General features: G+C 51.1%; 20 protein-coding genes and 1 pseudogene. 10 read left to right on the plus strand and 11 right to left on the minus strand.

Features of this window, described 5'->3' with window-relative positions:
• Positions 1-100: 100 nt before the first annotated feature.
• Genes NDI45_RS15835 through NDI45_RS15845 form a run of 3 tightly spaced genes read right to left on the minus strand, consistent with a single transcriptional unit; the run spans position 101 to position 2,726 of the window.
• Positions 101-1,111 carry a chemotaxis protein CheW gene (locus NDI45_RS15835; protein WP_190794494.1) on the minus strand — a complete coding sequence of 337 codons (1,011 nt, stop codon included), beginning with the start codon at positions 1,109-1,111 and terminating at the stop codon, positions 101-103.
• A gap of 3 nt (positions 1,112-1,114) precedes the next feature.
• On the minus strand, positions 1,115-1,480 hold the full coding sequence (locus tag NDI45_RS15840) for a response regulator (RefSeq protein ID WP_190794495.1): 366 nt from the start codon (positions 1,478-1,480) through the stop codon (positions 1,115-1,117).
• Positions 1,481-1,508: 28 nt separating this feature from the next.
• Positions 1,509-2,726, minus strand: coding sequence for a response regulator (locus tag NDI45_RS15845; protein WP_190794496.1), 1,218 nt, complete (start codon positions 2,724-2,726; stop codon positions 1,509-1,511).
• Between the two features lie 517 nt (positions 2,727-3,243).
• Here NDI45_RS15845 and gvpA point away from each other — a divergent pair.
• Positions 3,244-3,462 (plus strand): annotated as a pseudogene (gene gvpA, locus NDI45_RS15850) (gas vesicle structural protein GvpA).
• Positions 3,463-3,560: 98 nt separating this feature from the next.
• Here gvpA and NDI45_RS15855 read toward each other — a convergent pair.
• Both NDI45_RS15855 and NDI45_RS15860 read right to left on the minus strand, forming a co-directional pair.
• The gene (locus NDI45_RS15855; protein ID WP_348247899.1) at positions 3,561-4,433 is read right to left on the minus strand and encodes an alpha/beta fold hydrolase; all 873 of its coding nucleotides are present in this window, start codon (positions 4,431-4,433) and stop codon (positions 3,561-3,563) included.
• 208 nt (positions 4,434-4,641) lie between these two features.
• Positions 4,642-5,058: a thioesterase family protein gene (locus NDI45_RS15860; RefSeq protein WP_348247900.1), complete on the minus strand. Its 417-nt coding sequence runs from the start codon at positions 5,056-5,058 to the stop codon at positions 4,642-4,644.
• Between the two features lie 60 nt (positions 5,059-5,118).
• Here NDI45_RS15860 and NDI45_RS15865 point away from each other — a divergent pair, with 60 nt between their 5' ends.
• The 4 genes from NDI45_RS15865 to NDI45_RS15880 all read left to right on the plus strand — a co-directional run bounded on the left by NDI45_RS15865 (position 5,119) and on the right by NDI45_RS15880 (position 8,694).
• Complete coding sequence (locus NDI45_RS15865; protein ID WP_348247901.1) at positions 5,119-5,304, plus strand: hypothetical protein; 186 nt, start codon at positions 5,119-5,121, stop codon at positions 5,302-5,304.
• A gap of 61 nt (positions 5,305-5,365) precedes the next feature.
• Positions 5,366-5,797, plus strand: coding sequence for an NUDIX domain-containing protein (locus NDI45_RS15870; protein WP_190794499.1), 432 nt, complete (start codon positions 5,366-5,368; stop codon positions 5,795-5,797).
• A 76-nt stretch (positions 5,798-5,873) separates the two neighbouring features.
• Positions 5,874-6,788, plus strand: a complete 915-nt coding sequence (gene murQ / locus NDI45_RS15875) for an N-acetylmuramic acid 6-phosphate etherase (RefSeq protein WP_190794500.1) — start codon at positions 5,874-5,876, stop codon at positions 6,786-6,788.
• A 166-nt stretch (positions 6,789-6,954) separates the two neighbouring features.
• Positions 6,955-8,694: an ABC transporter ATP-binding protein gene (locus NDI45_RS15880; protein ID WP_190794501.1), complete on the plus strand. Its 1,740-nt coding sequence runs from the start codon at positions 6,955-6,957 to the stop codon at positions 8,692-8,694.
• Positions 8,695-8,842: 148 nt separating this feature from the next.
• Here the strand turns inward: NDI45_RS15880 and NDI45_RS15885 are convergent, their stop codons facing one another.
• The 6 genes from NDI45_RS15885 to NDI45_RS15910 form a co-directional block, all read right to left on the minus strand.
• On the minus strand, positions 8,843-9,709 hold the full coding sequence (locus tag NDI45_RS15885; RefSeq protein WP_348247902.1) for a fructosamine kinase family protein: 867 nt from the start codon (positions 9,707-9,709) through the stop codon (positions 8,843-8,845).
• A 41-nt stretch (positions 9,710-9,750) separates the two neighbouring features.
• Positions 9,751-11,064 (minus strand): pitrilysin family protein, encoded by a 1,314-nt coding sequence (locus tag NDI45_RS15890; RefSeq protein WP_190794503.1) that lies wholly within the window; start codon positions 11,062-11,064, stop codon positions 9,751-9,753.
• A gap of 45 nt (positions 11,065-11,109) precedes the next feature.
• Positions 11,110-12,183 (minus strand): hypothetical protein, encoded by a 1,074-nt coding sequence (locus tag NDI45_RS15895; protein WP_348247903.1) that lies wholly within the window; start codon positions 12,181-12,183, stop codon positions 11,110-11,112.
• Positions 12,184-12,260: 77 nt separating this feature from the next.
• The gene (locus NDI45_RS15900) at positions 12,261-12,872 is read right to left on the minus strand and encodes a ParA family protein (RefSeq protein ID WP_347277932.1); all 612 of its coding nucleotides are present in this window, start codon (positions 12,870-12,872) and stop codon (positions 12,261-12,263) included.
• A 343-nt stretch (positions 12,873-13,215) separates the two neighbouring features.
• A complete protein-coding gene (locus NDI45_RS15905) occupies positions 13,216-14,142 on the minus strand; it encodes an alpha/beta hydrolase (protein ID WP_348247904.1) in 927 nt (308 codons plus the stop codon).
• A gap of 150 nt (positions 14,143-14,292) precedes the next feature.
• Positions 14,293-14,535, minus strand: a complete 243-nt coding sequence (locus tag NDI45_RS15910) for a DDE transposase family protein (protein WP_190794506.1) — start codon at positions 14,533-14,535, stop codon at positions 14,293-14,295.
• Between the two features lie 99 nt (positions 14,536-14,634).
• On the opposite strand from NDI45_RS15910, the gene lepB reads away from it, so the two are divergent.
• From lepB to NDI45_RS15935, 5 genes are all read left to right on the plus strand, one after another.
• The gene (lepB, locus tag NDI45_RS15915; protein WP_190794507.1) at positions 14,635-15,303 is read left to right on the plus strand and encodes a signal peptidase I; all 669 of its coding nucleotides are present in this window, start codon (positions 14,635-14,637) and stop codon (positions 15,301-15,303) included.
• 491 nt (positions 15,304-15,794) lie between these two features.
• The gene (locus NDI45_RS15920; protein WP_348247905.1) at positions 15,795-18,329 is read left to right on the plus strand and encodes a tetratricopeptide repeat protein; all 2,535 of its coding nucleotides are present in this window, start codon (positions 15,795-15,797) and stop codon (positions 18,327-18,329) included.
• A gap of 305 nt (positions 18,330-18,634) precedes the next feature.
• Entirely contained in the window at positions 18,635-20,491 is a 1,857-nt protein-coding gene (locus NDI45_RS15925) for a YbaK/EbsC family protein (protein WP_190790956.1), read from the plus strand.
• Positions 20,492-20,873: 382 nt separating this feature from the next.
• Positions 20,874-21,929 carry a glycosyltransferase family 2 protein gene (locus NDI45_RS15930; RefSeq protein WP_348247906.1) on the plus strand — a complete coding sequence of 352 codons (1,056 nt, stop codon included), beginning with the start codon at positions 20,874-20,876 and terminating at the stop codon, positions 21,927-21,929.
• A 176-nt stretch (positions 21,930-22,105) separates the two neighbouring features.
• On the plus strand, positions 22,106-25,141 hold the full coding sequence (locus NDI45_RS15935) for a PAS domain S-box protein (protein WP_348247907.1): 3,036 nt from the start codon (positions 22,106-22,108) through the stop codon (positions 25,139-25,141).
• Positions 25,142-25,156 lie beyond the last annotated feature (15 nt).

Consider the following 25,156-nt stretch of genomic DNA (forward strand, 5'->3'; position numbering starts at 1 on the left):
CAGTCTTTTGCAGAAGGTAGACGAGTGGATAAGAGAAACTTGAAGCAGGGAAACGGGTCGATCGCCTTTGGATTGTCGCGCTTGGGCGGTCGCAATTGGGCTATTGATAAATTTGCAGTCTGGGATCGTTTATCAGGGCCTTCAGGCTGAGCACAGGGCTACTCGAACTGCTCAGGTAGCCTTGAATAAAGGGCTGGAGCTGAGGTGAGAATAGGTCTGCGAGGGCAGGCTGTATTTGCTGAAGCGGATAGGGCTCAATCTCTAGTACCTCAGAAACGACTAGTCCCAGCGTTTGATGCTCTACTTCAATGACGATCACGGTTAACCCCTGCCCAGCAGTCCACCCAATAGGAAATCCAGGAACCTGCTGCCCGGAAGACGAACTTGCAGAACTCAGCCGTTTAGAGGAGGATTTGGAGCGCGAGGATGAGGAATTTTCCAAACCAACCTGGATTCCCAAATCAACCAGCCAAAGGATATTACCCCGACAGTTGTAGACGCCCAGAACCCCGGCTGGCATTTGCGGGACGGGCAGAATTGCCGATGGTGGAACTTTGAGAATTTCCTTAACTCCCTCCAACGGTAAAAGTGCCGTTTCTTCAGCGGCGAAATAGAACCGAAGAAACGGAGTCAGGACAACCGATTCCGTGGATAGAGGCGGATTGGCTGACTGCAATTTAAGCCGATCGGAAATGACTCCCTGCTGTAACCACTCAGCGAGAGAGACAGTACCCAAAGCAACCGCATCGAGAGAGGCAATATCACTTCCTGGGGTGGCGATGCTACGCTTCAGGTTGATGACTGCCTGCCATTCTGTCTGGTGCTGTCCCTTGATTCGTCCATACACTTCAATCTGAGCAATTCCTTTTGGATTGAGAGTACTCAACTCTTGATGAACCCACGTCAGCAACGGCTGGTGCGGTAGCGGGGTGGTAGATTCCAGCAAAATGCCCACTCGATTCTCTCTGCGATTGCCCTGAACCTGAATGCCTCTGGAATTGAGTTTCTGATTCAGCAGCACGGCGATCGCCTGAATGTCTCCCTGCTGCGCCTGCTTTTGCCGGATCTGGTCTGGCGGAAGCCCCAGATTCCGTTGATGTAGCTGCTGCATCACTCAACTCCGAAGTAATTTCTGCACGGTTTGCACGAGTGCCTGATAGCTTTCGGATTTGGGCACATAGGCATCTGCACCCAACATTTTTCCCCAGAGCTGGTCGGCTTCGGTGCTTTTCGATGAGCGAATCACGACTGGAATCGAGCTGGTTTGGGCAGTGCTTTTTAACTCCCGGCACCATTCAAACCCACTCTGTCCGGGCAGAATCACGTCTAGCACAATCAGGTCTGGCTTGTGCTGTTGCAGGCGGGTGCGCGCTTCATCGGTACTTGTTGCACTAACCACATAAAGTCCAGCTTGCTGTAAGCAACGACCCACGAAATCTGCTTCTGTTTGAGAATCTTCGACGAGGAGTACAGTATTCATAGCGGTGAATTCCAGAGAGAATAAAGGGTTAAACGATAAAAGAATCAGTCGAAAATTCTGGAGAGACGATCGATCGGTTCTCTAAAGAACGATTCGCAGAACCCGCAGTGCGATTTCTCAAATGACGGTTGATCACAGCAATGACTTTATCAGACTCAATCGGTTTCGAGAGAAAGTCAGAAGCACCCACCACCCTGGCGCGAACGCGATCGATAATGCCATCATTCCCCGTCAGAATCACAATTGGGATATCTTTGAAGGATGAAACGCGACGAATTTGAGTACAGATCTCATAACCGCTTGCGATCGGCATTACGAGATCGAGAAAGATAAAGCTGGGTTTCTGAGCCAGAAGCGTGGGCAATGCCTGGAAAGAGTCGTGAATTGCAATGAAGCGGTATCCTGCCTGGGTAATGATTTCACTCATCGTTTCACAGACTTTCACGCTATCGTCAATACAAACGATCAGAGGTTGATGCTCTGCCACTTTGACCTTTAGCTCGGTGAGCTGGTAAGGGGGAGCGGGTAAGTCGGCGATCGTTTGCAAGCCCATTAAGCCCTGCTGAAAATAGGGGCTAAAAGAACGCGCAACTGCCAGTACATCCTGCTTAATTTGAAAGGCGAGATCTCGCAAGGATGAGTTGCCGTTGACCAGTGATTTGAGCGAACTGTAAGAGTTGCCGGAGAGCTGCTTTTCAAGAGCATTGGCATTCTTTAAAACGGGTGCGAGATTAGGCGAAATGCTGGTTAATCCAGCGTTAAACCAATTGCCCCAGAGGTACTGCGATCGGGCAACTGCCTGTTCTGAATCTAATAAAACTGGTGGTTCACCGACATCGGCCTGCGGCTCAAAATGTCCCATTAGACTGCTATTGACTTCAAAGCTTTGCACCAGGTCAAACAAAACTTCGATGACGACTTGCTGAATCATTGCAATTCCCTGATCGCGTGAAATTTGCTGCCGCATCATTAAAAGGGCGATCGCCGTATATTCCCAATCGCTCACGATGTCCTGTTGACGAAGCCGAATTCCTCCAGGATCAAGCTCAGGGCAATAATGCTTTATGCAGCGATACCACCGACGAAAGCGATGCTCACCCCCGCCACCCCAGGCAATTCGCCCCAAGCGAAACACAAGCTTCCAAGACTGATTGGCATTAGATTGGAGGGTATAAGTGCCCGTCAGCTGTGAGTTCTTGATTGATTTAACATGAACTAGAAACTGCCCTAGCGATAACTTTTCCACAATGGTACCTGCCTCCCTCGCCCCAATTCTCTAAGTGAGCCAACTTAGAAGTTTGAATAGCATCATTTATTTCTTATGAAGCCCAAAACTGGGTAAAAAATAACAATTACGCGATCAAACGAGTCAAGAGAGCTAATGCTTTCATTCACAAAATCGTTTGCACCGGTTTAGGCTGGGTTTGAATCCTATACTTGCCAATCTCTTACAAGCGGCAAGCCAAGTTCTCGTCCAAACCATGACGTGTCAAATTCTTTTCTTTATTAAATCCTAAACATCATAAACGTGTTATTGCTGAAAATACGATCTGGGCGGTTCACTTTTTCAGCAATTTATCAAAAAGATAAATAATTAGTGATTCTACGGAAATTTTTTCTCGTGATTTTACCGAGATTCCGTTTATTCAAACTTCTGTTCTTCCAGTATTTATCTCGTGATCGCTAAGGCATCAAATTCTTATTCTGTTGAACGTACGCTCACTGACAATTCTACAACTCGATAACTTATTCAAGCGTATTGGATGGCAGTTGAAAAAGTGAATTCCTCGTCTAGCCTGGCTGAAGTTGTCGATCGCATTCTCGACAAAGGGATTGTTGTCGATACCTGAGTGCGGGTTTCGCTGGTCGGCATTGAACTGCTGGCAATTGAGGCACGGGTCGTCATTGCTTCGGTAGAAACCTATTTGAAGTATGCAGAAGCCGTGGGTCTCACCGCTCAGGCTGCGGTTCCTTCTGCCTAACCACTGTCTTACCAACAGGCGGATCATCAAACTGGACTGAGTGAGACAGCAGTCGCTCTGCTTACTCAGTCCTACCCCGGCATCCCGCATTCCTGCTTCTACTTTGGCTGTGCCAAAAACTCGCGAATGTACTGATTTACAAGCTGCGGCTGTTCCTGCTGTACCCAATGGCTACAGTTGGGAATATAGCGAATAGTCAAATCCTCGACGTATTCCTCAGTACCATAGGTCAGTTCAGTGCCGAGGGCAGTGTCTTTCTCGCCCCAAATCATCAGCGTTGGCACGTCCAGCATTCCCCAGTCGCGACTGAGCAGTTCCGACTGCAAGAAATTCGCCCGATAGTAGTTGAGCATTGCGGTGAGTGCGCCCCGTTTTGCAGCCGCGTCTTTGTATGCCTCTAAATCTGCGGATGCGAAGGTTTGCTTATTGACTGCCATCCCGGTCAATGCAGTTGCCAACAACTGATAGTCATTTGCCTGAATCAGCATTTCCGGCAGACCTGGAATCTGAAACAGAAAGATATAGGAACTGCGAAGCAACTGTTGCGGCATTCGTAGTCCTTGAGCAAACTTAGCAGGGTGAGGAAGATTGAGCACGATCAGCCGATCGACCAGATGCGGATAGTCATAGGCAAACGTCCAGGCGATCATCCCGCCCCAGTCATGCCCCACCACCACGGCAGAATCATAGCCTAGCCCGTGAATGACTCCTTCAACATCCAGCAGCAGTTCTGGCATTCGGTACGCACTGACCTCCTGTGGCTTGTCACTCTCGTTATAGCCGCGCAGATCGACCGCCACCACCTTGTAATCTTTAGCAAACTCAGGAATTTGATGCCGCCACGAATACCAGAACTCTGGGAATCCGTGCATCATCAGCATGAGTGGACCCTCGCCTTGGGTCACGTAGTGCAGCTTCACGCCATTGCTGATAATCGATTGGTGTAACCATGAGCCTTGGAGTGTGGTCATTGTGTGCCTCCATTGAGTTGGTAGGGGGGATCAGGGAAGGGGGAGATCAAGAAGGAGAAAGGGATAGATTGGTTGTTTGCAATCGGGGGTTCTAGGGTCAAGTGTGCTGCTGGTTGATCGCTCAAGCCGATTGATAAGTGTTGTGATAATTAATCAACTGCATCCCGACTCGCTCCTCACCCCTTATCCCCTCATCTCCTTATCTCTTCTACCGCTTAACCAACTCCCCAAACGCCTCCTGAATCACCTCTGGGATCGGTTTTGGGCGCATTGTTGCTTCATCGACCCAGACCCAGAGAGCCTCCGCAGAAACAATCAAATCGGGTTCTCCCTGGCGGCGAATCTCATAGCAACGCAGGGTACGGACTCCGCGCATTTCCTGGAGCCAGGTGGTGATTTTCAGCATGTCGCCTGCCACTGCCGGACGCAGATACTCGATCGCCACTCGCCGCATGACAAACAATCCTCCCAATGCCCGGTAGCGATCGGGGGTGAAGCCAAGGGATTCGGAATGCTCGATCGCTGCCTGCTCCAGATAGTGCTGATAGACAGCATTGTTAACGTGACCCAGAGCATCCATCTCGTAGTGGCGAACACGCAGTTGTGTAACAAAGCGTTGAGTCATAGAACGTTAAGGGAGTTAGATTGAATGTGGCACGTTTAGGGCGATCGGCTCATCTTTCACATGGAGGAGTTCGGCTCGTTCAAGCGTCGGGATTGGTGTTTTGTAGGAGCGATCGGGGTCGGGCAAGCTCCTGCTCAGCGGCTTCTGCCCGTTGTCATTCCTGCTCTGCCCGTTGCCGATCCAGCCGCAGCGGAGGGGATCGATTGCGTCATCTCGCAGTCCTCCAGAAAACTTCTCTCATTTTAGAGCGGGTTCTGGTTCGGCAAGGATTTATTCTGATTGTTAGCCATTTTTCAGGGAACGCCCCGTGACTCACCACAATCCTACCCCCACCGTTGACATTATCATCGAGCTAATCGATCGCCCCAATCGCCCGATCGTCCTGATTGAGCGCAGAAACGAGCCGTTGGGCTGGGCAATTCCGGGCGGCTTTATCGACTACGGCGAATCGGCAGAATCGGCAGCCATGCGCGAAGCCTTCGAGGAAACCTGCCTTCAGGTCGAACTGGTGAAGCTGCTGGGGGTTTATTCTGACCCGAAGCGCGATCCGCGTCAGCATACGATGAGTGCTGTTTATGTTGCAACTGCCATTGGTGATCCGATCGCCGAAGATGATGCTCAAGGGATCGGCGTGTTTGAACTCTGGGAAATTCCCCAGCTGCTTTGCTTTGACCACGATCGAATTCTGCGGGACTACAGATATTTGCGCGATTATGGGCTATATCCGAAGGTGAAGTAGGAGAAGTTCCCCTGCTAGATCCCATGTCCGACAAACGGTACACTTTAGCTCGGACATCCTCTCGCACTCGCTACCCATGCAGAATATGACGGAACGGGGACATTTGCTGACCGAGCAGACCAACCCCAACAGCCAGAACCTCGATCAGATGACCGCCGTGGAGATCGTTGAGCTATTCAACCAGGAAGATGCTCAGGCAGTGGCAGCCGTAGCAGCCGCAAAAGCAGACCTGGCAAAGGCGATCGATCTCATTGCAGAATCTCTCCGGCGGGGCGGCAGGCTGTTTTATGTGGGTGCGGGAACGAGCGGACGCTTAGGCGTTCTCGACGCTGCCGAATGTCCTCCCACTTTCTGTACGCCGCCTGAACTGGTGCAGGGCATTATCGCAGGCGGAGCTGGGGCACTGGTTCGCAGCTCCGAAGATCTCGAAGATCGGGCAGAAGACGGCATGGAAGCGATCGCTCATCGCCAGATCACAAATCACGATGTTGTCGTCGGGATCACCGCAGGCGGCACAACCCCTTATGTGCATGGAGCCATTCACGCAGCTCAGCAGCGTGGCGCAAACACGATTTTTATTGCCTGTGTGCCGATCGAGCAGGTCAGCCTCTCCGTTGATGTTGATATTCGCCTCCTGGTCGGGGCAGAAATTCTCGCAGGCTCTACTCGCCTCAAAGCCGGAACCGCCACTAAACTCGCCCTGAATATCCTCTCGACCGGAACAATGGTGAAACTGGGCAAAGTCTACGGCAACCGGATGGTCGATGTCTCCGTCACTAATCGCAAGCTGTACGATCGCGCCCTTCGCATTTTGCAAGACCTGACCCAACTCCCCCGCTCGGAGGCCGCCGAACTTTTAGAAAAAAGCGATCGTCAAGTCAAACTTGCCCTCCTGATGCACTGGAGCGGACTGGATGCGATCGCCGCCAAGCAGCGTCTTGCTGAACAGGGAGGGGACTTGCGTCGAGCACTTCAGGGGATAAGGGGATGAGGTGAAAACACTAGCAAACTTGAATCTGAAAAGGAAGTTACTTCTCTAGTCCCTCACCCTCTTTGCCCTTTACTCCCCATTTTCCTAATACCCATCTCCCTCTCTTCATCTCCCTATCCCCCCATCTTTCCACCTCCTCATATCTTTTCACCTCCCCATCCACCCCATGCCCCGATCGACCTACTGGCAACTCCTCCCCTACCTCCGTCCTCAAACAGGCACGATCGTTCAGGCATTGCTCTGTACGCTGGTTTTCACGGTTTGCTGGCCCCTTTTAGCAGCATTGGGTGGGCAACTGCTCAGTTTTTTGGTGAAGGGGGATGTGCTGAATCTGGCGAAAACAGCGGCGATCGTGGCACTCGTCTTCCTAGTGCAGAAGACGGCACAGTACGGACAGGATGCGCTGATGGCAAAGGCTTCTCTGGCGATCGCGCTGAATTTAAGAAAGCGAACCTACGCACACCTGCAAACCTTGAGCCTCAGCTATTTTGAACGAGCACAGACGGGCGATCTCACTTATCGATTAACAGAAGATATCGATCGCATTGGTGAAGCCATCAACAAAGTCTTTCACGATTTCATCCCCTGCGTGTTGCAGTTGATTCTCGTGTTTGGTTACATGGTGTATCTCAATTGGCAGCTCACGCTGGCGAGTTTAATTGCCGTTCCGTTATTGGGTGGGTTGATTAGCTGGTTTGGCGAACGTATCTTAAAACAATCTCGCCGCAGTCAATCTTTAATTTCTGATTTATCTTCCTTGGTGACAGAAGTTTTTAGCGGCATTCGATTAGTGCGGGCATTTGCGGCAGAAGCGTATGAAGTCGATCGCTTTAGTGTAGAAGCCGAGCGCAATCGGCGGGCAAAGTACAAGGCAGCATGGCTGAAGGCAGTGCAGTTTCCCGTGGTGGGTTTTCTATATGCGGTGAGTATTTTGCTGCTACTGCTGCTGGGGGGCTGGCAAATCGCGCAGGGCAACCTCACCGGAACGGAGTTTGGTAGCTATGCGGTTGCAGTAGCATGGCTGATTGACCCGATCGCCCACCTTCCAGAAAACTACAACGAATTCAAGCAGGCAGAAGCCTCGGTCGATCGCATTTTTGAGCTGCTGCACATCGAGCCTGCCGTCGTCGAGCAACCCAACGCCCAACCCCTACCCTGGGTAAGCGGCAAGGTCGAATTGCGTGATGTTTGCTTTAGCTATAAACCCAATCAGCCCGTTTTGCAAAGCCTCAGCCTGCTGGCGTTTCCCGGTGAAGCGATCGCATTAGTCGGGGCATCGGGAGCAGGCAAAACAACGCTGGTGAATCTGCTGCCGCGCTTTTACGATCCGCAAGCCGGACAAATCCTGATCGATGGGGTGGATATTCGTCAGGTGACGCTCAGCAGCCTCCGTCGCCAGATCGGAATTGTGCCGCAGGAAACGGTGCTATTTTCTGGGACGATCGCCCAAAATATTGCCTTTGGTCAGCACAATTATGATATCGGCGCGGTGATTGCTGCTGCAAAAGTTGCAAATGCTCATCAGTTTATTTCCCAGTTTCCAGACGGCTATGATTCCTGGGTGGGGGAACGGGGCGTGAATCTCTCCGGCGGACAGCGACAGCGCATTGCGATCGCCCGTGCCGTCCTGCTCAATCCCCGCATTCTGATTCTGGATGAAGCCACGTCTGCTCTTGACTCTGAATCCGAAGCCCTGGTGCAGGAAGCTCTCGAACGACTAATGCAAAACCGCACCGTGTTTATCATTGCCCACCGCCTCGCTACCATCCGTCGCGCCGATCGCATTCTGGTAATAGAGCAGGGTCGCGTGGTGGAATCGGGAACGCATCAGGAACTTCTGGCGCACAGTGGACGCTATGCTCGCTTTTACGCGAAGCAGTTTGAGACGATCGACGCCGGAAATTAGATGTTTCAGAAATAGGAAGAATCATCCTAATTTCGATCGTTACAGTCTGCCTGCTTCTGTCCCCAAAGATGAGTTCGATCGAGCTAGATGCCCATATTGTACTGCTTTAGAATCGAGAGATCTTCCGGCTGAAACCGATCGCTTCCATTTACGACAACAGCGATGCAATCATTTGATTTGCCTGGGATTCATAGCTGCCGCCGAACTGATTGAAGTGATTGAGAATGTGATACAGGTTATAGAAAATTTTGCGAGTTTTATACCCTGAATCGAGCGGAAAAGCCGCCTGGTAAGCACTGTAAAACCCGGTCGGGAAACTGCCAAAAAGCTGGCTCATGGCTAGATCCACTTCGCGATCGCCGTAATAGGTTGCCGGGTCAAGAATCACAGGCTCTCCCTCAAGCGTCACAGCGGCATTGCCTGTCCAGAGGTCGCCATGCACAAGAGAAGGCTGCGGATTATGTCCCGCCAGAATGTGGGGAACGGCAGCCAGCAGGCGATCTTGCTGGGGAAAACGTCCTCCTTTGCGGCGGGCAAGCTGAAACTGATAGCCCAACCGATGCTCGATCCAAAACTCGATCCAGCTTTGCGTCCACGAATTCATTTGGGGAACAAAGCCAATCGTATTATTTTGATGCCAGCCAAAGCCTTGAGCACTGGTGATGCGGTGCATTGCCGCCAGATTGCGCCCCATTGCCTCCCAGGTCGGCGGTTCACCGTAGCCTAAGTCTAGCCATTCCAGCACCAGATAGGCAGCGTTGCCACTCACTCCCCAGCAGAGTGGCTGCGGCACTCGAATCGTTCCCGTTTTGCCGATTTCCCGCAGTCCCAACGCCTCCGACTCAAACATGGCAAGCCGACTCGCCTGGTTTAGCTTGACGAAATAGGACTGTTCGCCGCCAGAAATCGCGTATGCCTGATTGACACTGCCGCCCCCGACCGATCGCTGGTGTGCCATCTGAAAGGGCTGATCAGTCACCTGAGAAATGTGGGCGGCAATTTCGTTCCACTGCATTGGAGTTCTAGCGGCACTGCTGACGGGATTGCTGACGGCACTTACGAAACGGTCGGCTTCATCACTACGGCACGATAGACATCCGGGTCGAGATAGCGTTGCGCTGCCCGCTGCAGATCGATCGCCTCTAGCGCCTGAATTTGTGCCGGATAGTCGAGTGCAGGAGCCAGATCGCCCAGAATTGCCTGGTAATAGCCGTAGAGACTGCCGCGATCGCTTGGCGTTTCGTTGGCGAAAATAAAGCGATTAGCAACCAGAGTGCGAATGCGCTCGATCTCAGATTCCTGGATCGGCTCGGTTTGAAGCTGGCGAATGTGCTGCTGCACAGCGGCTTCTACGGCTGGAATATTTTCAGTAGGAAGCTGGGCAGCGAGGTAGAACAAGCCCTGCTGCGTATAAGTCATATTGCTGACCGAGATGCTCGATACCAAGCCTCGCTCTTCGCGCAAATCCCGAATCAGGCGAGAAGTCCGTCCGCGTGCCAACACTGAAGCCAGCACATCCAGCGCATAGGTTTCAGCTAAATCCTCCATACCGGGAACGCGCCACATCATCACCAGACGCGCCTGCTGCAAGCCGTCGTCTTCAAATTCCTGACGGCTGACTTCGGTAAAGGGGGCTTCGGGGGAGTGGGAGAGGAGATGGGGGCTGGGAACTGTGGGCGTGGGAGAATTGCTGGATTGAGCTGCTTCAAAGCCTTCGGCAACAATTTCGATCAGGCGATCGACGGGCAGGTTCCCTACAACAACGGCGGTCATCGACTGAGGACGATACCAGGTTGCGTGGAAGTCGCGCATTTGCTGCGGTTTCAAGTTTTCGATGACACTGGCAGGTCCAAGAACGGGACGGCGATAGGGCAGGCGATCGAATCCTGCCTCGATCGATCGGGCGTAGGTGCGGCGACGAGGATTGTCTTCAGAGCGGCGAATTTCTTCCAGAACGACCATTCGCTCCCGCTCAAAGGCATCATCTGGGATGGCAGCATTCAGCACAACTTCAATCTGGAGTGGAGCCAGGGCAGCAAAGTCTTGAGGGGCACAGGTAATGTAGTAGTAGGTGTAGTCCTGGCTGGTTGCTGCATTGGTGGCTGCGCCGCGCTGCTCGACTTCTCGTTCAAACACACCGCTCTGCAACCGCTGCGTGCCTTTAAAGATCATGTGCTCCAAGAAGTGAGCCATGCCATTGATTTCGTCAGTTTCGATCGCAGAACCAATCCCCACCCAGAGACTCAGATTCACCGCATCGACGGGCATTTGCTCGGCAACGATTGTCAGTCCACTGGACAATTGATGAACGGTAGGCGCATTCAGGGGTGCGTTAAGACCGGAGGAGGAACTGATGAGGGTTGAGGTCATGAAGCTTCACGTTCGCTAATACTGGCTCTATCTATCTTAACGATCTCAATCCACCCAGCCCATGTCCGTTTCGCTCAGCTTCTTGTCTTCCTTTTGCGGCGTTGACATCGGTGGCAGGGAGGCGGGTCGGATCGGGTGGTCGAGAATGCGGCGAAGTTCCTGCTGGTGTCGGCTGGGCGGCGCGAGTTTGCCTGCATCTTCGTTGGAAGCGGGCATCTTGAACTGGACTGGCTTGGACTCTAGCTCGGGTTCAGCCGCGTTAGAAGGCGCTGGAACGATCGGCGCACCGGATTTACTGATAGCAGACTGAGGCGGGATTGGTTGTGATTCTCCCGCTTTAACATAGTGAAGATGGGCAGTCGGAGCCACACCATTCGTTGCTGTGCCAGCGGTTTCCTTACGGGTGTCCTGTTGCTTACGGGTGTCCTGTTCCTTGCTGGCGTACTTCGCGTCAACGGGTTTGACGTTGATTTCCGAAAGCTTGAGAATGACTTGTCGGGCTTCTTCCAGTTCAGCTCTGAGCGATTTAGACTGCTGCATCTCCGCTTGAAGCTGGTCGATTACAGACTGCTGCCGCTTCACTTCTGCCTGAAGGTGATCGATCTGCTGGTCAAAGCTTTCTTTCTGTTGCTGAGCCGTTTCGAGCTGAGTTTTGAGTTCGGCGATCGTGGTTTCGAGTTCTGCTTTGGTGGGGCTATTGCGTCGAGCAGACTGGGCAGCAGCTACCTCAGCGGTTGCATCTTGCTGATTCTGCTGGCTGGGATGAACGCCGAGGCGAAGTGGTTCTCCCTGGGGGGCGGTTGTTTTGGCTTCAGCAGGGGTTTCGGGACTTGCCTTACTTATGGCTGAATCGGCTGAGTCGATCGTCGGCTGACTCGAAGCAGGCAATTTTTCAGGTGGCTTGGCTGGCTTCGCCCCGGTTGATTTTGCTGACTGATCTGCTGACTGATTTGCCGACTCGTTCGATGGCTCGTTTGCCGACTCATTGGATGACTGATTTGCCGGCTCGTTCGACGGCTCGTTTGATGGTTCAGAAGAAGGCTCAGCCGCTTGCCCTGCCTTATCTGCCGATTTATTGACTTCGTCCCGCAGTAAATCCGAAAGCCGCTTCTTTACCATAGTTGCCTCCAATCCCTTCAAATTCTAGCCTTTGCCGCCTACTCCAGATGCAAATTTTATCAATAATCATGCTCACATCATGCCCAATCCCGCTGCACTTCCTCCGCAACGCGCCGATAGTCTGCCTCTGCTTCTCGCCCGTTTTTGCCGCGCCACTGAATGACAGACTGCGCCTCTAATGCCGCTCGTTCGTGTGCTTTGTACGCTCGAATAAACGCATGACAGGCAGGAATGCCCATTTCGAGCAGCGTATTTTGTGCCTCCAGAGCTTCCCCCAGACTGCGGGGATCAACGCGAGTAAGCAGCACCCGATGGGGAACTTGAGCCGGAATCACCGTGCGCTTCACCGTTTCGATCAGGGCAGACAGATCCATTGGGGCAGGCGGGGTCGGTAAAAGCAAATAATCGGCTGCCGGAATCACTGCCATCAGAGATTCGGAGTCCAGCGCGGGTCGGGTATCCACGACAATCAGCTCGTAATCCTTGACGCGCCGCAGTCCTGTTAGCAGAGTAGGGTCGGCTTCCTGCGACAAATCAAATCCCAAACTGCGCTGACTGCGCTCCACCCACCAGCTTGCTGATCCCTGCGGATCGGCATCTACTAGCAGCACCCGAAACCTTTCTGCAAATACTGCCGCCAGGTTAATTGCTGTTGTTGTTTTACCCACGCCGCCCTTACCATTCAGGATGACCAATACTTTCGGAGCAAATGGCGGAGCAGACGACTTCACAGCAGCATTCCTCGATCGCTCAGACAGGGGGAGCTTTAACAATATCACGACACAGGGCAGGAACATTCGCCCGTTAAGAGGATGTTTGAAGCTGCGAGGAAGCGACCTGAACCGCCCCCCAAATTCCCATCCGTGGGGAACTTTGAGCCGGAAGAGAGCATGAAATCCCTCGAAATTTTCGAGATTGAGGAACTTTGAACCGAATTCTGAACCGCATCCTGAAGCGGAAGTGTCTCATGGGTCGGGGATTGGGGGCAAACGCAGGACTATGGGGACTCCTGAACCATTCACCCTGAAACATTTACTCAGGCTCCAGGAATTTCAAAATATGGGCGGCGGTTAACTGTGGCTGCTCTAGATGCGGCACATGACCACAGCGATCGATCCAGACCAGACGACTTTGGGGAATTGCCTGGTGCAAGCGAGTTGCATCTTTGATGCCCAAAATGCGATCGTTCTTGCCCCACAGAATCAGCGTTGGCGGCTGAAGCTGGGCAAGCTGCCTGCGAAACGAACGGTAGCCCCCGCTCTGCGTAAAGGCAATCAAAGCATTTTGCCAGTGGGGATGCTCCAGGTGCAGTGCCGCACAGGATAGGGCATCGTCGGTGACAAACTGGGGATCAGCGTAAGCCTTCAGGCTGACATCGCGACGCACCTTCGGACTTCGCAAAAAATTAGTCGCCCACCTGCCTATTGGCTCAATTAGGAATTTGCCGATCGGCGGACCTGCCGAATAGCCTGCACTATCAATCAGCACCAGCCGCGACACTGCTTCTGGATAAGTCAGGGCAAAATCGATCGCAGCCGCGCCCCCCATCGAAGCCCCCACCAGCACCATCGGCTGACCGATCAGCGTTTTCCAGGTGTAATAAAAATGAGTCTTGATTGCCGCTGCGCTAAAGGGAATTCCCGCCGGACGATCGGTAAATCCAAACCCCAGCAAATCGATCGCCCAGGTGTCTTCGTGTTCTGCAAGCAGCGGCAGCAACCGCCGGAACTCAAACACAGAGCTGTCAAATCCGTGGAGTAACACGATCGGCTGATTTCTGGTCTGTTTGCCTTTTCGATAAACAAACGCTGTCTCGATTACCCCTACAGGGAGCTGCGGAGCAGACGGCTCTGGCTGAAGCGGGGTTTCGATGTCTTGAACGTAGATGGATTGGGCAAGGGCGATCGAAGTGGGTTCGGTGAGTTGGGCAATGGGGAGGTTGAGCGATCGAAAGGACATAGGGGCAGCAAAAATGGCGAGTAAACCAATAACGGGTGAATGAGCGGGTGAATCATCCGGTGAATCGTCCGGTGAATCGTCCGGTGAATGATTAGCAAAGCGGCAATCAGTTCTTTACTAGGGCTGACACTTTACTGGGACTGACACTTTTTACTGAGGTTGACACTTTCCAGCCCGGATCAGCCCCACCCGACGGGCGATCGCTTCGCCCTGGGACTGAAACGGTCCCCATTTCTCGTGATCAGACCAATTCGCAAACTCAGAAGCTTCGGCAACAGAGAGAATTTGGCAGACTCCGCTCGGCTGTTTGACAATGTACCACTGTTCTAAATTTTGTTTTGAGTTTGCCTGCTCCGAGGGAGCTGTTGAATCGCCCGACGCTGAACTTGCCATAATTTACGGCTCTCCTGGGAATACGGTTAAAAAAATTGTAAGGTTGGATGGTCTCTCGATCGAGAGAAATTCGCTCTATCTATTGGCTTCTGAATCCCGATGGCTTCTGAATCGCAAAACGTTCCCCCCAATGCTCAATCCGCCAACACTGAAGCTTCTGTTAAGAAGCAGTCTGGCTCGTGGTGGTCGCGCCTCTCGAAAGGACAGCGAGACAACGTGCAAATTTTAGGCATCGCGCTGGTGCTGGCGATCGTGATTCGGCTATTTGTAGCAGAGCCGCGCTACATTCCCTCGGATTCGATGCTGCCTACCCTGCAAATTGGCGATCGGCTCGTGGTAGAGAAAATTGCTTATCGGTTTCGATCGCCCCAGCACGGAGAGATTGTCGTTTTTGACCCGCCGCTCCAGCTTCAGCAGTTTGGTTATGCGCCTGATAAGGCATTTATCAAGCGGGTGATTGGCACACCGGGAGACATCGTGCAAGTGACGCAGGGCAATGTTTTAATCAACGGTCAATCCCTGACCGAAGCCTACCTTGCCGAGCCGCCTGCCTACGAAATGCCATCAGTACGCGTTCCTGCAGACCAGTTTTTTGTGATGGGTGACAACCGCAACAACAGTAATGATTCTCACGTCTGGGGCTTTTTGCCGCGTCAGAATATTATCGGTCGTGCAATCTTCTGCTTTTTCCCGTTCGATCGTCTCGGCTTTTTGCAAGTCCCCGCTACGGAAAGCACTCCTCCCTTGCAGGAGGGGCAGACCGGCTGATCCAAAAAGTAGGTTTGATTTCTGGATTTTCAACAGCCATTGTTGTAGGGAATAAGCATCCCGGATCACTCGTAGAGCTGATTTTGTATTCCGCTTATTTTGATTTATTTCGATCGCTAATCAGTCTTTCGATCGAGATGTTCCTCCAGGGACGTTTCACAAAATGTTCCTCAAAGTTCGTAGACTCATGCTTGGCAATGGGATTACCTATGTCCCAAGGCTTGCTTTTCTGTAACTTTTTAGTGTCCGAGCACGATTCACGCTTTAATTCACGCACAATTCAATTTACAGTGTTCATCTGAATTCATCGTTTGATTTCACCCTCCCCTCAGAAATGCTCGACTCGGAGACAACCCTAAAGATTTTCCCCGGAAACGCCGCCTGTCTACGCGATCACCCGCGAGAATAAAAGAAGCCAAACAGTAAGCAAATGTCTTTGCTCTTGCGATCGCTTTTCCAGCATTGCCGCCTGAATCAGGGAGTTAATCAAAATGCAGTTTGATCTAGCAAACGGGTTAGAACCCGATCGATTCGACAAATCAACGGCTGATGAACAAGGAGAACCCTGGCAGGGACAGGCGATCGTTGAACGTGAAATTCAGCCGCGTCGAACCGGACAAGTTTACTTCAATAGTGCCTGGTGGCTAGCTCGCTGTCCTCAAAATCTCAGCATTGCCGCAGGCGAAATTGTGGATGTGATTCGTAGAAACGGCACAACGCTCATTGTCGAACCCGCCTTTTTGCTGAAGCCTTCGCGATCGGGGCTAGAAAAGATCCTTCAGGTCAGCGAACAGCTCTATATGCAGCAGGATGACGCGCTCGATAGTCCCACCGATTGCCCCACCGTGATTCGATCGGCACTGGGCAACACTGCCCTCGACACCTGGCAGCGGCTGATGCAGCGCAAACCGCTCTACATTGAAACGTTTAAGCAGTGCTGCCAACTGCTTCAGCTCGACTGGCGCAAAGTCGCGGGTTATGGCAGCCATCTCACTCTGCCCCAGCGTCCTGCCTCGATCGCGGTGGCAAGCATTAGCTTTGTTGGACGTGCCCGCGCCATGAGCGACCTGGAAGAACTGCGGCAAAAAGGCGCAAAGGCAATCTTAATTCTGGGAGAAGGGGGGCTGGGAAAAACCACACTGGCATCGGAATTTTTGCGGCAGCATCACTTCACGCTGAAGCTAGAAGGCTGGATGGCAAAGGAAAGCCAGAACTTAATCCCGGCAGAAATGCTGGTGCAGGAATGGCTGCAACGCTACTTCCAAGAAGACCCAACGGCCGATTTTCGCCTGGCACTCGAGCGGCTGCGGCAAAAGCTGCGCCAACAATCGGTGGGAATTTTGATCGACAACTTTGAGACGGCACTCGATCGCAGCGGTCATTTACTTAAGCCTCACCGCAATTACGTTGCTCTGCTGGAAGTGCTGACCGATCCGGCCGCACAGTCAATCACACTGATTACCAGCCGCGAACCTGTCCATGAAGCAACGGTGAACCTGCATCCTTATGTTTTGCCGCAGCTTGATCTCTCTGCCTGGGCACAGTTTTTTGAGCATCAGCACATCCCGCCCGACCTCACTTCGCTGGAGCAAATGCACGGGGCATATCGCGGCAATGCCAAAGCAATGACCATCCTCAGCAGCGCGGTACGGCTTGACTATGAAGGCGACCTCACCGCCTACTGGCAGGCACACCAGGACGATTTGCTGTGCGAAACTGATTTGCAGGATCTCATTGCCAGCCACTTCGATCGCCTTCAGCAGCTTTACCCGGAAGCCTATCGCCTGCTTTGTCGCCTGGGCTGCTACCGCTTTCAAGATATCGCCACCCTGCCTCCCGAAGGCATGATTGGTCTCTTATGGGACGCACCCGAAGAGCAGCATGGGCGAATTCTGCGCTGTTTGCGCGACTGGTTTTTGGTGGAATCGCATCACGGCGAGTATCGGCTGCATCCGGCAATTCAGGCAGAGTCGATCGCCCGACTCAAAGCAAGTCCAGACTGGCAACTGGCAAATCAGCAGGCGGCTCTGTTTTGGACGGCACGGGTGAGAGCCATTCGGACGATCGAGGACGCACTAACTGCCCTAGAAGCTTACTATCACTGCTTGCAAATCAACGACGATGAAGCAGCAGCCAGAGTGATTTTGCATCGGCGACATAGCCCCTGGGAACCGGAAGAATCTTTGGGCGTGGCTGCCTATCGAATTGGCATTTTGCAGCGCATGACCAGCGCAATCGAGCAAATTATCGATCGGGTTCAGCCAGGCTACGTCCTCAGCCAACTCTACAACCATCTGGGCGATTTGTACTGGTTTACCGGACGAATTCAGCAGGCGATGCAGTGTCACGAAAAATCCAGAGCGATCGCCGTAGAGTATGACCTTAGAAGTTTGGAAATCCTGGCTTTATTTAATACTGGACTGTGCCAGATCGAGCTGTGGGAACTGAAAGAGGCAGCGCATTTGTTTGAGCAGGTGCAGGAACTCGCGTTCCATACCGAGTGTCATCTGTACGCAGTGGGTTCCTGGTTTTGTCTCGCGTATCTGCATTCCTGCTTTCATCAACCGCAAATCGCCCGTCAATATATGCAAAAGGTGCTGAGCGAGTTTGAAATTTTTCACGGCACAAGCTGGGGATACGGCTACAGCCTCATCTTCCTGGGACTCACGTATCAAAATCTGGGCGAACCCGATCGCGCCCTCAAAATGTATCGACTCGCACAAGAATTCGCCGAGCAAAGCCGCTACGTTCTCGTGCAGGCAAAAGCATTGAACGGCATGGCAGTGATCGAACGATCGAAGGGACAGTTTCAAACCGGGATCGCCCATCTGCGCAACGCCCGCAGCTTGCTCGACCAGATTGGCGCAAAAGCAGATCTGGCAGAAGTTTACTATCAGCTTGGACTGACCTATCAAAAAATGCGGCTCGTGGAGGAAAGCCAGGCAAGTTTTACAATGGCGATCGAGCTTTACCAGAAGATGCACGCGCCGAGGCAAATCGAAAAGGTACGAAAGATGCTGAGTTAGAAGGCTTGCAATTCATGAATAGATTTGAGATCGAGAGGATGCTTGAAAAGTCACGATCGTTATTCGAACTAGCTTGTAGTAGGCTTTCAACCCTGGAGATTTCCCTAGCCCTTCTTAAAAGCCAATCTTTCCTGCCTCTCCTTCAAGATTCAAAGTTTTCCAAAATTAGGGAGTTGAGGAGATACAACGCAGCACCTTAATTACTTCTCAAGAATTGCTCCTCAAGCAGCCTCTAAAAAGACCTTACCCAATCAAATTTTAGAAAAACACTGTTCCCTTTCCATCCAAGACTGATATTAAACATAATGCTCTCTCAAAGTCCACTTGAAATACAGGTCAATGTTGCTCATATTGTCTCAACCATTCGGGCAAAATTTGAAGAAGAAGGATTAACCAATCGATTCTTTGAAGTCAAGCCTTACCATTCCTCAGTCAAAGACAATTCCGGCACAAATGGGCTCTTAGGGCTAGACGCAAGCAACTGCATTCTGCTGGAATTTGCTCAGCCGTATGATGAGTTTTCGGAAATTTATCGGTCTAGAGTTTATCGACTGCTGATTATTTTTAGCTTGTATCAGGAAACGCAGTTTGAATTTGCGCTGCGCCGATCGATCAAAGGACTACAATACCGGGACAATATCGATCGAGTTACGCTGTGGTCAATGGTATCAGTTGACTCAGAAATCGTGCAAATTCTGAAGCAGGACAACACAGATTTAATTTTTATTGATATTCCCGAAGTCGATGAAATTAGGCATACACGATCATTTAATTATTTTGTGCCGCTACCCGGAAACAATCAGCAGTATTCGCTTATTGTCAATGTGGTTGCAGAACGGCTCATTAAACGCTTAAAGAAAATGTTTCATCTGGTGCTGTCAGAAGTGGCTGCCCCAATTTATGACAAACACTACTACAACACCAAGATTGCCACCCGCGAGACGATGAGCTATGAGGAAGATTTGCTCAATGAGCTAATCCGAAAGCTGAGAGCAGAAAATCGAGGCGAAGTGGCGATCGATGTGGGATGCGGCACGGGGCGGCACAGCTTCACGCTCTACAGACATTTTGAATCGGTCTACAGCTACGATTTTTCGCCGAATATGATCGCGCAGGCAAACTCGATCAAGCGCGAAAAAGACATTCGCAATATCTTCTTTTCGGTCAACGATTTTGAGTACGAGCGGCTGAATGACGAAGCGCAATTTTACGGCAGATGTGATCTTGTGATTGCCAGCTTTGGCATGGGCAGTTTTATTGAAGATACGGCTTCGATGCTGCGTCGCTTTTACGAGTGGCTAAAACCGGGAGGCTACATTTTCCTGTCGTTCTACAATGCCAATGCCATTACGCTCAAAGTCACACCAAACTGGCGCGATACAGCTCTTGTCGCTCAAATTGATAAAGAAAACAATTCGCTCGAAGTACAGCTCACCGAAAAAACCCGATTTAACATTTTCTGCAAGCTGTTTGACGAAGGCGTTGAAGGCGAAATTAACAAAATTTTTGATATCAAATCGATCGTCACCTACCCGATGATCATGGCACTGCTACCAAACAATATGCTGGAAGATGCCGAAGCCAGCAATGCTTTTATTCATGCCGATCGCGTTCTGTCAGAAAATCCCAAAAGTCAGAACGGCTACTATGCATTTGTCACGGCTCAGAAAGCATATCGAGAAGTCAACGGCTATATCAATGTTGAACGCATTCTAAAACAATATCAGGCAGAATATAGTGTTGAAGAACACGAGCCTGTGCTGTCAATGGAAGAAGTGAAACAGCAAATTGGCTACTTTCCAAACTGCATGATTAAAACGATCGTCTTTAACAACCGCAAAACTGGAGAATTTATTGTTATTCTGCTTCAGTCTGAAAAACGAATCAACAAAAGCCAGGTTGCGGCTCAGCTTCGCGTCAGTCCCCACCACCTGAAATTTGCCACCGAAAAAGAAGTGCTGGAGCTGGGATTTCCGATCGGCGGCATTGCGCCCTTTGGCTTTCAAGCAACCACTCCGCTGCTCACTTTTGTAGATGCGGCGATCGTTGGGCATTCCTGCGAGTGGTTTTACACAGGGATTGGTGACAATCGTAAAACGTTAAAAATTCGCAAAGCAGATTTCTTGAGAATTATTGAACAATATCGGGCGATCGAGCTTTAGGTTTACACAAACATAATTCATATCCGTGTCTTATTGGCTGTGTCTTAGTGACTAAGGACAGGGTGCAGAAGCAAGAGCGAACCTAGTTCTACAGAGCAACGCTATACAAAATCAACTTTAAAATTAAGTAATGCCGGAAGCAGATTCCTCGAACTTCTTAAATTGGAGTTTGAGTTGTAATGGTTTGATAAAGTAGCTGCAAGCTGCCGCTGTTCAAGCTAAGGGCTCAAGCTAGAATCGCGGTGCTTACAGGGTTCGCTATACATAAGAGCTTTCCATCCTAATCTCATCTAGGAAAAAAACAAGTCAGAGACAGTTTATCTAGGGAAGATTCATCTAGATAAACCGACACATCTAACTTTTGCTTCTGGCTCGACTATTCTTGATTACACTCCTGACCGGCTTCAAAGCTTCAGTAAATTGCAATGTCACCAGTAATCTATTTCTATCAGGTTCTATCATGAGTATCTTGTTGTCAGTTTGCATTCCAACGTTTAATCGAGCAGGCGAATTAGACCGTCAACTTGCCTGGCTAGAAGAGGAAATCAAAGGGTTTGAGTCCGAATGTGAAGTGATTGTTTCTGATAACTGCTCTGAAGATCAAACCCCAGCAATATTTGAAAAGTGGCGTCCTCGTTTCAATAAAGTCGTTTTTAAGACCAATCGAAACGCTGAAAATCTTGGATGGATGCGAAACTTCCAATACTTGCTAAATCAAGCTTCTGGAAAATATGTATGGATTGTTGGGGATGATGATCCAATTCAACCTGGAACGCTTGCTTATGTGTTGAATTCTCTTAAGTCTAAGCCAGGCTTATCCCTAATTTTCCTCAATTTCTTCGGTCGGCTTAAGCAAACTGGCGAAGTACACCTCCAGCATTATTTGCCAACGAACCTGGAGGAAAATTGGAGAGATGGCAAAGCAGTTTTTGAGAAATGCCTTGAGGAAGATATTGGAGCAGTCATTTTTATCACTTCAACAATTTTTCAAACCGAATACGTCCGAGCTGCGCTTGAAATGTGGCCCGGTAGCCTGGAAAACTGGGCTGGATTAGCCTACTGGGCTGGAAATTGTGCAGTTCACGGCGGCGTTCTGGTCACTAAAGAAAACTTCGTAGAATGTACGTTGGGAGCAAGCAATTGGGGAAAAGAGCCCCAACAGTGGTTTTACACAATTTATCGGGATATCCCTGCTGTTTACAACAAGCTCAAGGAACTAGGACTCTCTCGAAAAGTCTGCAATCGCAAAATCTTGCAGTTAACGAGTGAAAGACTATTACCCAACTATGTATTGAGCAATCTAAAATATTTGCTCTGGTGTTTCAAGTCGTTTTTCAGGCAATCTTTCCCAATCTTTTTCTCGTACTTGTTGATTTCAGCCGTAGCCCTAGTAGAGGTTTCTTTGAGGACTGAGCAAAAGCGTACAAAAGCCACTTAAAAAGAAGTTGCACGAGACCTACCGCACGAGACCTGATTGCTATCGAGCCGGAGTTTTAGAACTGTTAGAAAACTTGCTTAAGGGGCATTCTAAGCAGTAACTCAATCTACTCCAACCTGGTCAGGGCAGGAGGCGATCGATCATCTGCCTATCAGCTTCTCAGCTCTAAAATTCCTATGCCGGACAACACTCGTTCTCCATACGAAACGGCTGACCCTACCCCCTGTAGCAATAACCCGATCGGGAGTGTGGCAGCCAATCTAGTCGCTGCTACAACGGGACGAAAACTGTCTGATACCCTGTTCCGGCAACTGTTCGATGAATCTGCAGATGCGATGCTGCTTCTAGAAGATGGGGAGGTCATTGACTGTAACCAAGCGGCAGTCAAGATGATGCGGTGCAGCAGCAAAGAGGAGCTGCTATCTCTTCAGTTTTCCCAAATGTCCCCCGAATGTCAGCCTGACGGGCAGTCGTCTCAGGCAAAAGCAAGAGAGATGTTCGCCGCAATGGCGGATCAGCGCAGTCAATGGTTCGAGTGGATGCATCGTCGAGTCGATGGCGAGGATTTCTGGGTAGAGGTGCTGCTGACCAAAATTGAGATCGATGGGCGAGAAATTTTCCATACGACCTGGCGTGAAATTAAGGATCGCAAACGGGCTGAAGCCGAACTGCGGGAACAAGCGCGATTGCTTCGCAGTATGTATGAAGCGGTCGAGCACAGCATCACGATGGTAAACGTGCTGGAAGATGGCGAGTTCCGCTTTGTCGGCTGGAATCCTGCAACTGAGAGAAGCGCCGGAATTCCCAGCGAAGCGATCGTCGGCAAGACCCCGGAAGAGCTGATGGGTCAGGAGCATGGGGCAGTCGTGCGGCACGATTACCAGCGATGCCTGGAGGCAGGAACTCCAATCACTTACGAGGAGTATCTTCCGCTTGGCGGGCGCGACTTTTGGTGGCTTACGACGCTCAATCCTCTGAAAGACGATCGCGGCAGAATTCACCGCATTGTTGTCACCGCGTTTGACATCACCGATCGCAAAATCGCTGAAGCCGCCCTTCAGCAAGCAGAATCCCACTACCGCAGTATTTTTGAAACCATCAACGATGGTATTGTTATCACGGATCTGGAAACCGGCAAAGTGGTTTCGGTCAATCCCGCAGCCTGTAGGATGCACGGCTACACCGCCGAGGAGTTTGTCGAGCTTCGTCCCTCTGAGTTGGTGCATCAGGACACTTTGCCAGAGTTTTTTCAGTTTGTTGAAACCATCAGGGCAGGAAAGCCGTTCTTCTGCACAGGAATTGACCTGCACAAAGATGGCAGCTCTATCGATGTTGAAGTGACAAGTGTTCCTTTTCGATACAGGGATAAGCCGCACGCTCTGTCAATCATCAGGGATATTGGCGATCGCAAAGCGGCTGAACAGGCGCAGGCAAGACTCACTGCGATTCTAGAAGCTACCTCTGACCTGATTGGTATTGCCGATATGCAGGGACGAGTCCTTTATATAAACCGTGCCGGACAGCGTTTGCTGGAGATTCCGCCAGCAGAAGCCCCAATGGGACTGCCGATCTCAACGATTCTTACCGAGGATTCCAAGCAGATTGTGCTGGAGCAGGGCATCCCGATCGCGATTCAGCAGGGCATTTGGCAGGGGGAATCCACTCACTTAAGCCGCAGTGGACGAGAAATTCCTGTCTCGCAGGTGATTATTGCCCACAAAGCCGCCGATGGAACTCCCGAATATCTTTCAACGATCGTGCGCGACATCACCGAGCAAAAACAGGCAGAAGTCGCCCTACAGCAAAGGGCACAGCGCGAACAACTCCTTAATTGCATCACCAGTCAGGTTCGCTGTTCGCTCAACTTTGACATTATTTTGACGACTGCGGTTGAGGAAATTCGTAGCTTTATGCAGGTCGATTCCTGCTCGTTTGCCTGGTACTGCCCCGATGCAGAAGAGCCTTACTGGGAAGTGGTCAAACAGGCTACCGCAGAAGCCCAGCCCAGCCTGCTAGGCCGCTATCCGGTTGCGGCGCTCGGTTCCCTGGCAGAACAGCTATTTGTTTTAGATACGGTTTGTATTGAAGATGTACACCAAGTTGGAGACCCAGTAGTTCGGCAACTCTTTAATGATTTGGGCTACGCAGCATCGCTAAACTTGCCAATGCAGATCCCTTCAGGATTAATTGGGGTGATGAACTGTCAAAACCGATCGCCCCGCTGCTGGACGGATGACGAGGTAAAGCTGTTGCAGGCAGTCATGGAGCAGTTGACGATCGCCCTGAACCAGGCAGAACTCTATGACCAGAGCCAGACCAAAGCACAAGAGCTAGAGCTAGCCCTACAAAAACTCCAGCATACCCAACTGCAAATGATCCAGAGCGAAAAAATGTCTTCTCTGGGCCAACTGGTCGCCGGAATTGCCCACGAAATCAACAACCCGGTGAACTTTATCTATGGCAATCTGTTTCCGGCTGAACAGTATATGCAGGACTTGCTTGAGCTGATTCACACCTACCAAGCCCACTATCCCAACCCGTTGCCGGCAATTCAAAACACGGTTGAGGCGATCGATTTGGCGTTTGTGGAGAGCGACCTACCCCGGCTCCTGTCTTCGATCAGAATGGGAGCCGAGCGCATTCGCCAGATCGTCAGCTCTCTCCGAACTTTTTCCCGTTTGGATGAAGCCGAATGCAAAGCAGTAGACATCCATGAAGGCATTGACAGCACACTGGTCATCCTCGAAAACCGCCTCAAAGCCACCTCAGAGCATCCCGGCATTCGGGTGATTAAGCAATATGGCGATTTACCGCTGGTTGAATGCTACGCTGGACAGCTCAATCAGGTCTTCATGAATATTCTTGTGAATGCTTTAGATGCTTTAGAAGAACACGATCAGCACCGATCGCACCAGGAGATCGATCAAGCTTCCAGCAGCATCGTGATCCGCACTCAGAAAATTGACCCCGATCGAGTGGCAGTTCATATTGCAGATAACGGTCCAGGAATGCCCGAAGCGGTAAAACAGCGCATCTTCGATCCCTTTTTCACCACAAAACCGATCGGTAAAGGCACAGGCATCGGAATGTCGATCAGCTACCAGATCATCACCGAAAATCACGGCGGCACAATCCACTGCTTTTCAACTCCTCAACAAGGCACAGAACTCATCATCGAAATCCCCCTAAAACAAACCACCCTCCTTTCCTGACCTCCCATCTACTCC

The sequence above is a fragment of the Leptolyngbya sp. GB1-A1 genome (assembly GCF_039962475.1).
GTDB lineage: Bacteria > Cyanobacteriota > Cyanobacteriia > Elainellales > Elainellaceae > Leptolyngbya_A.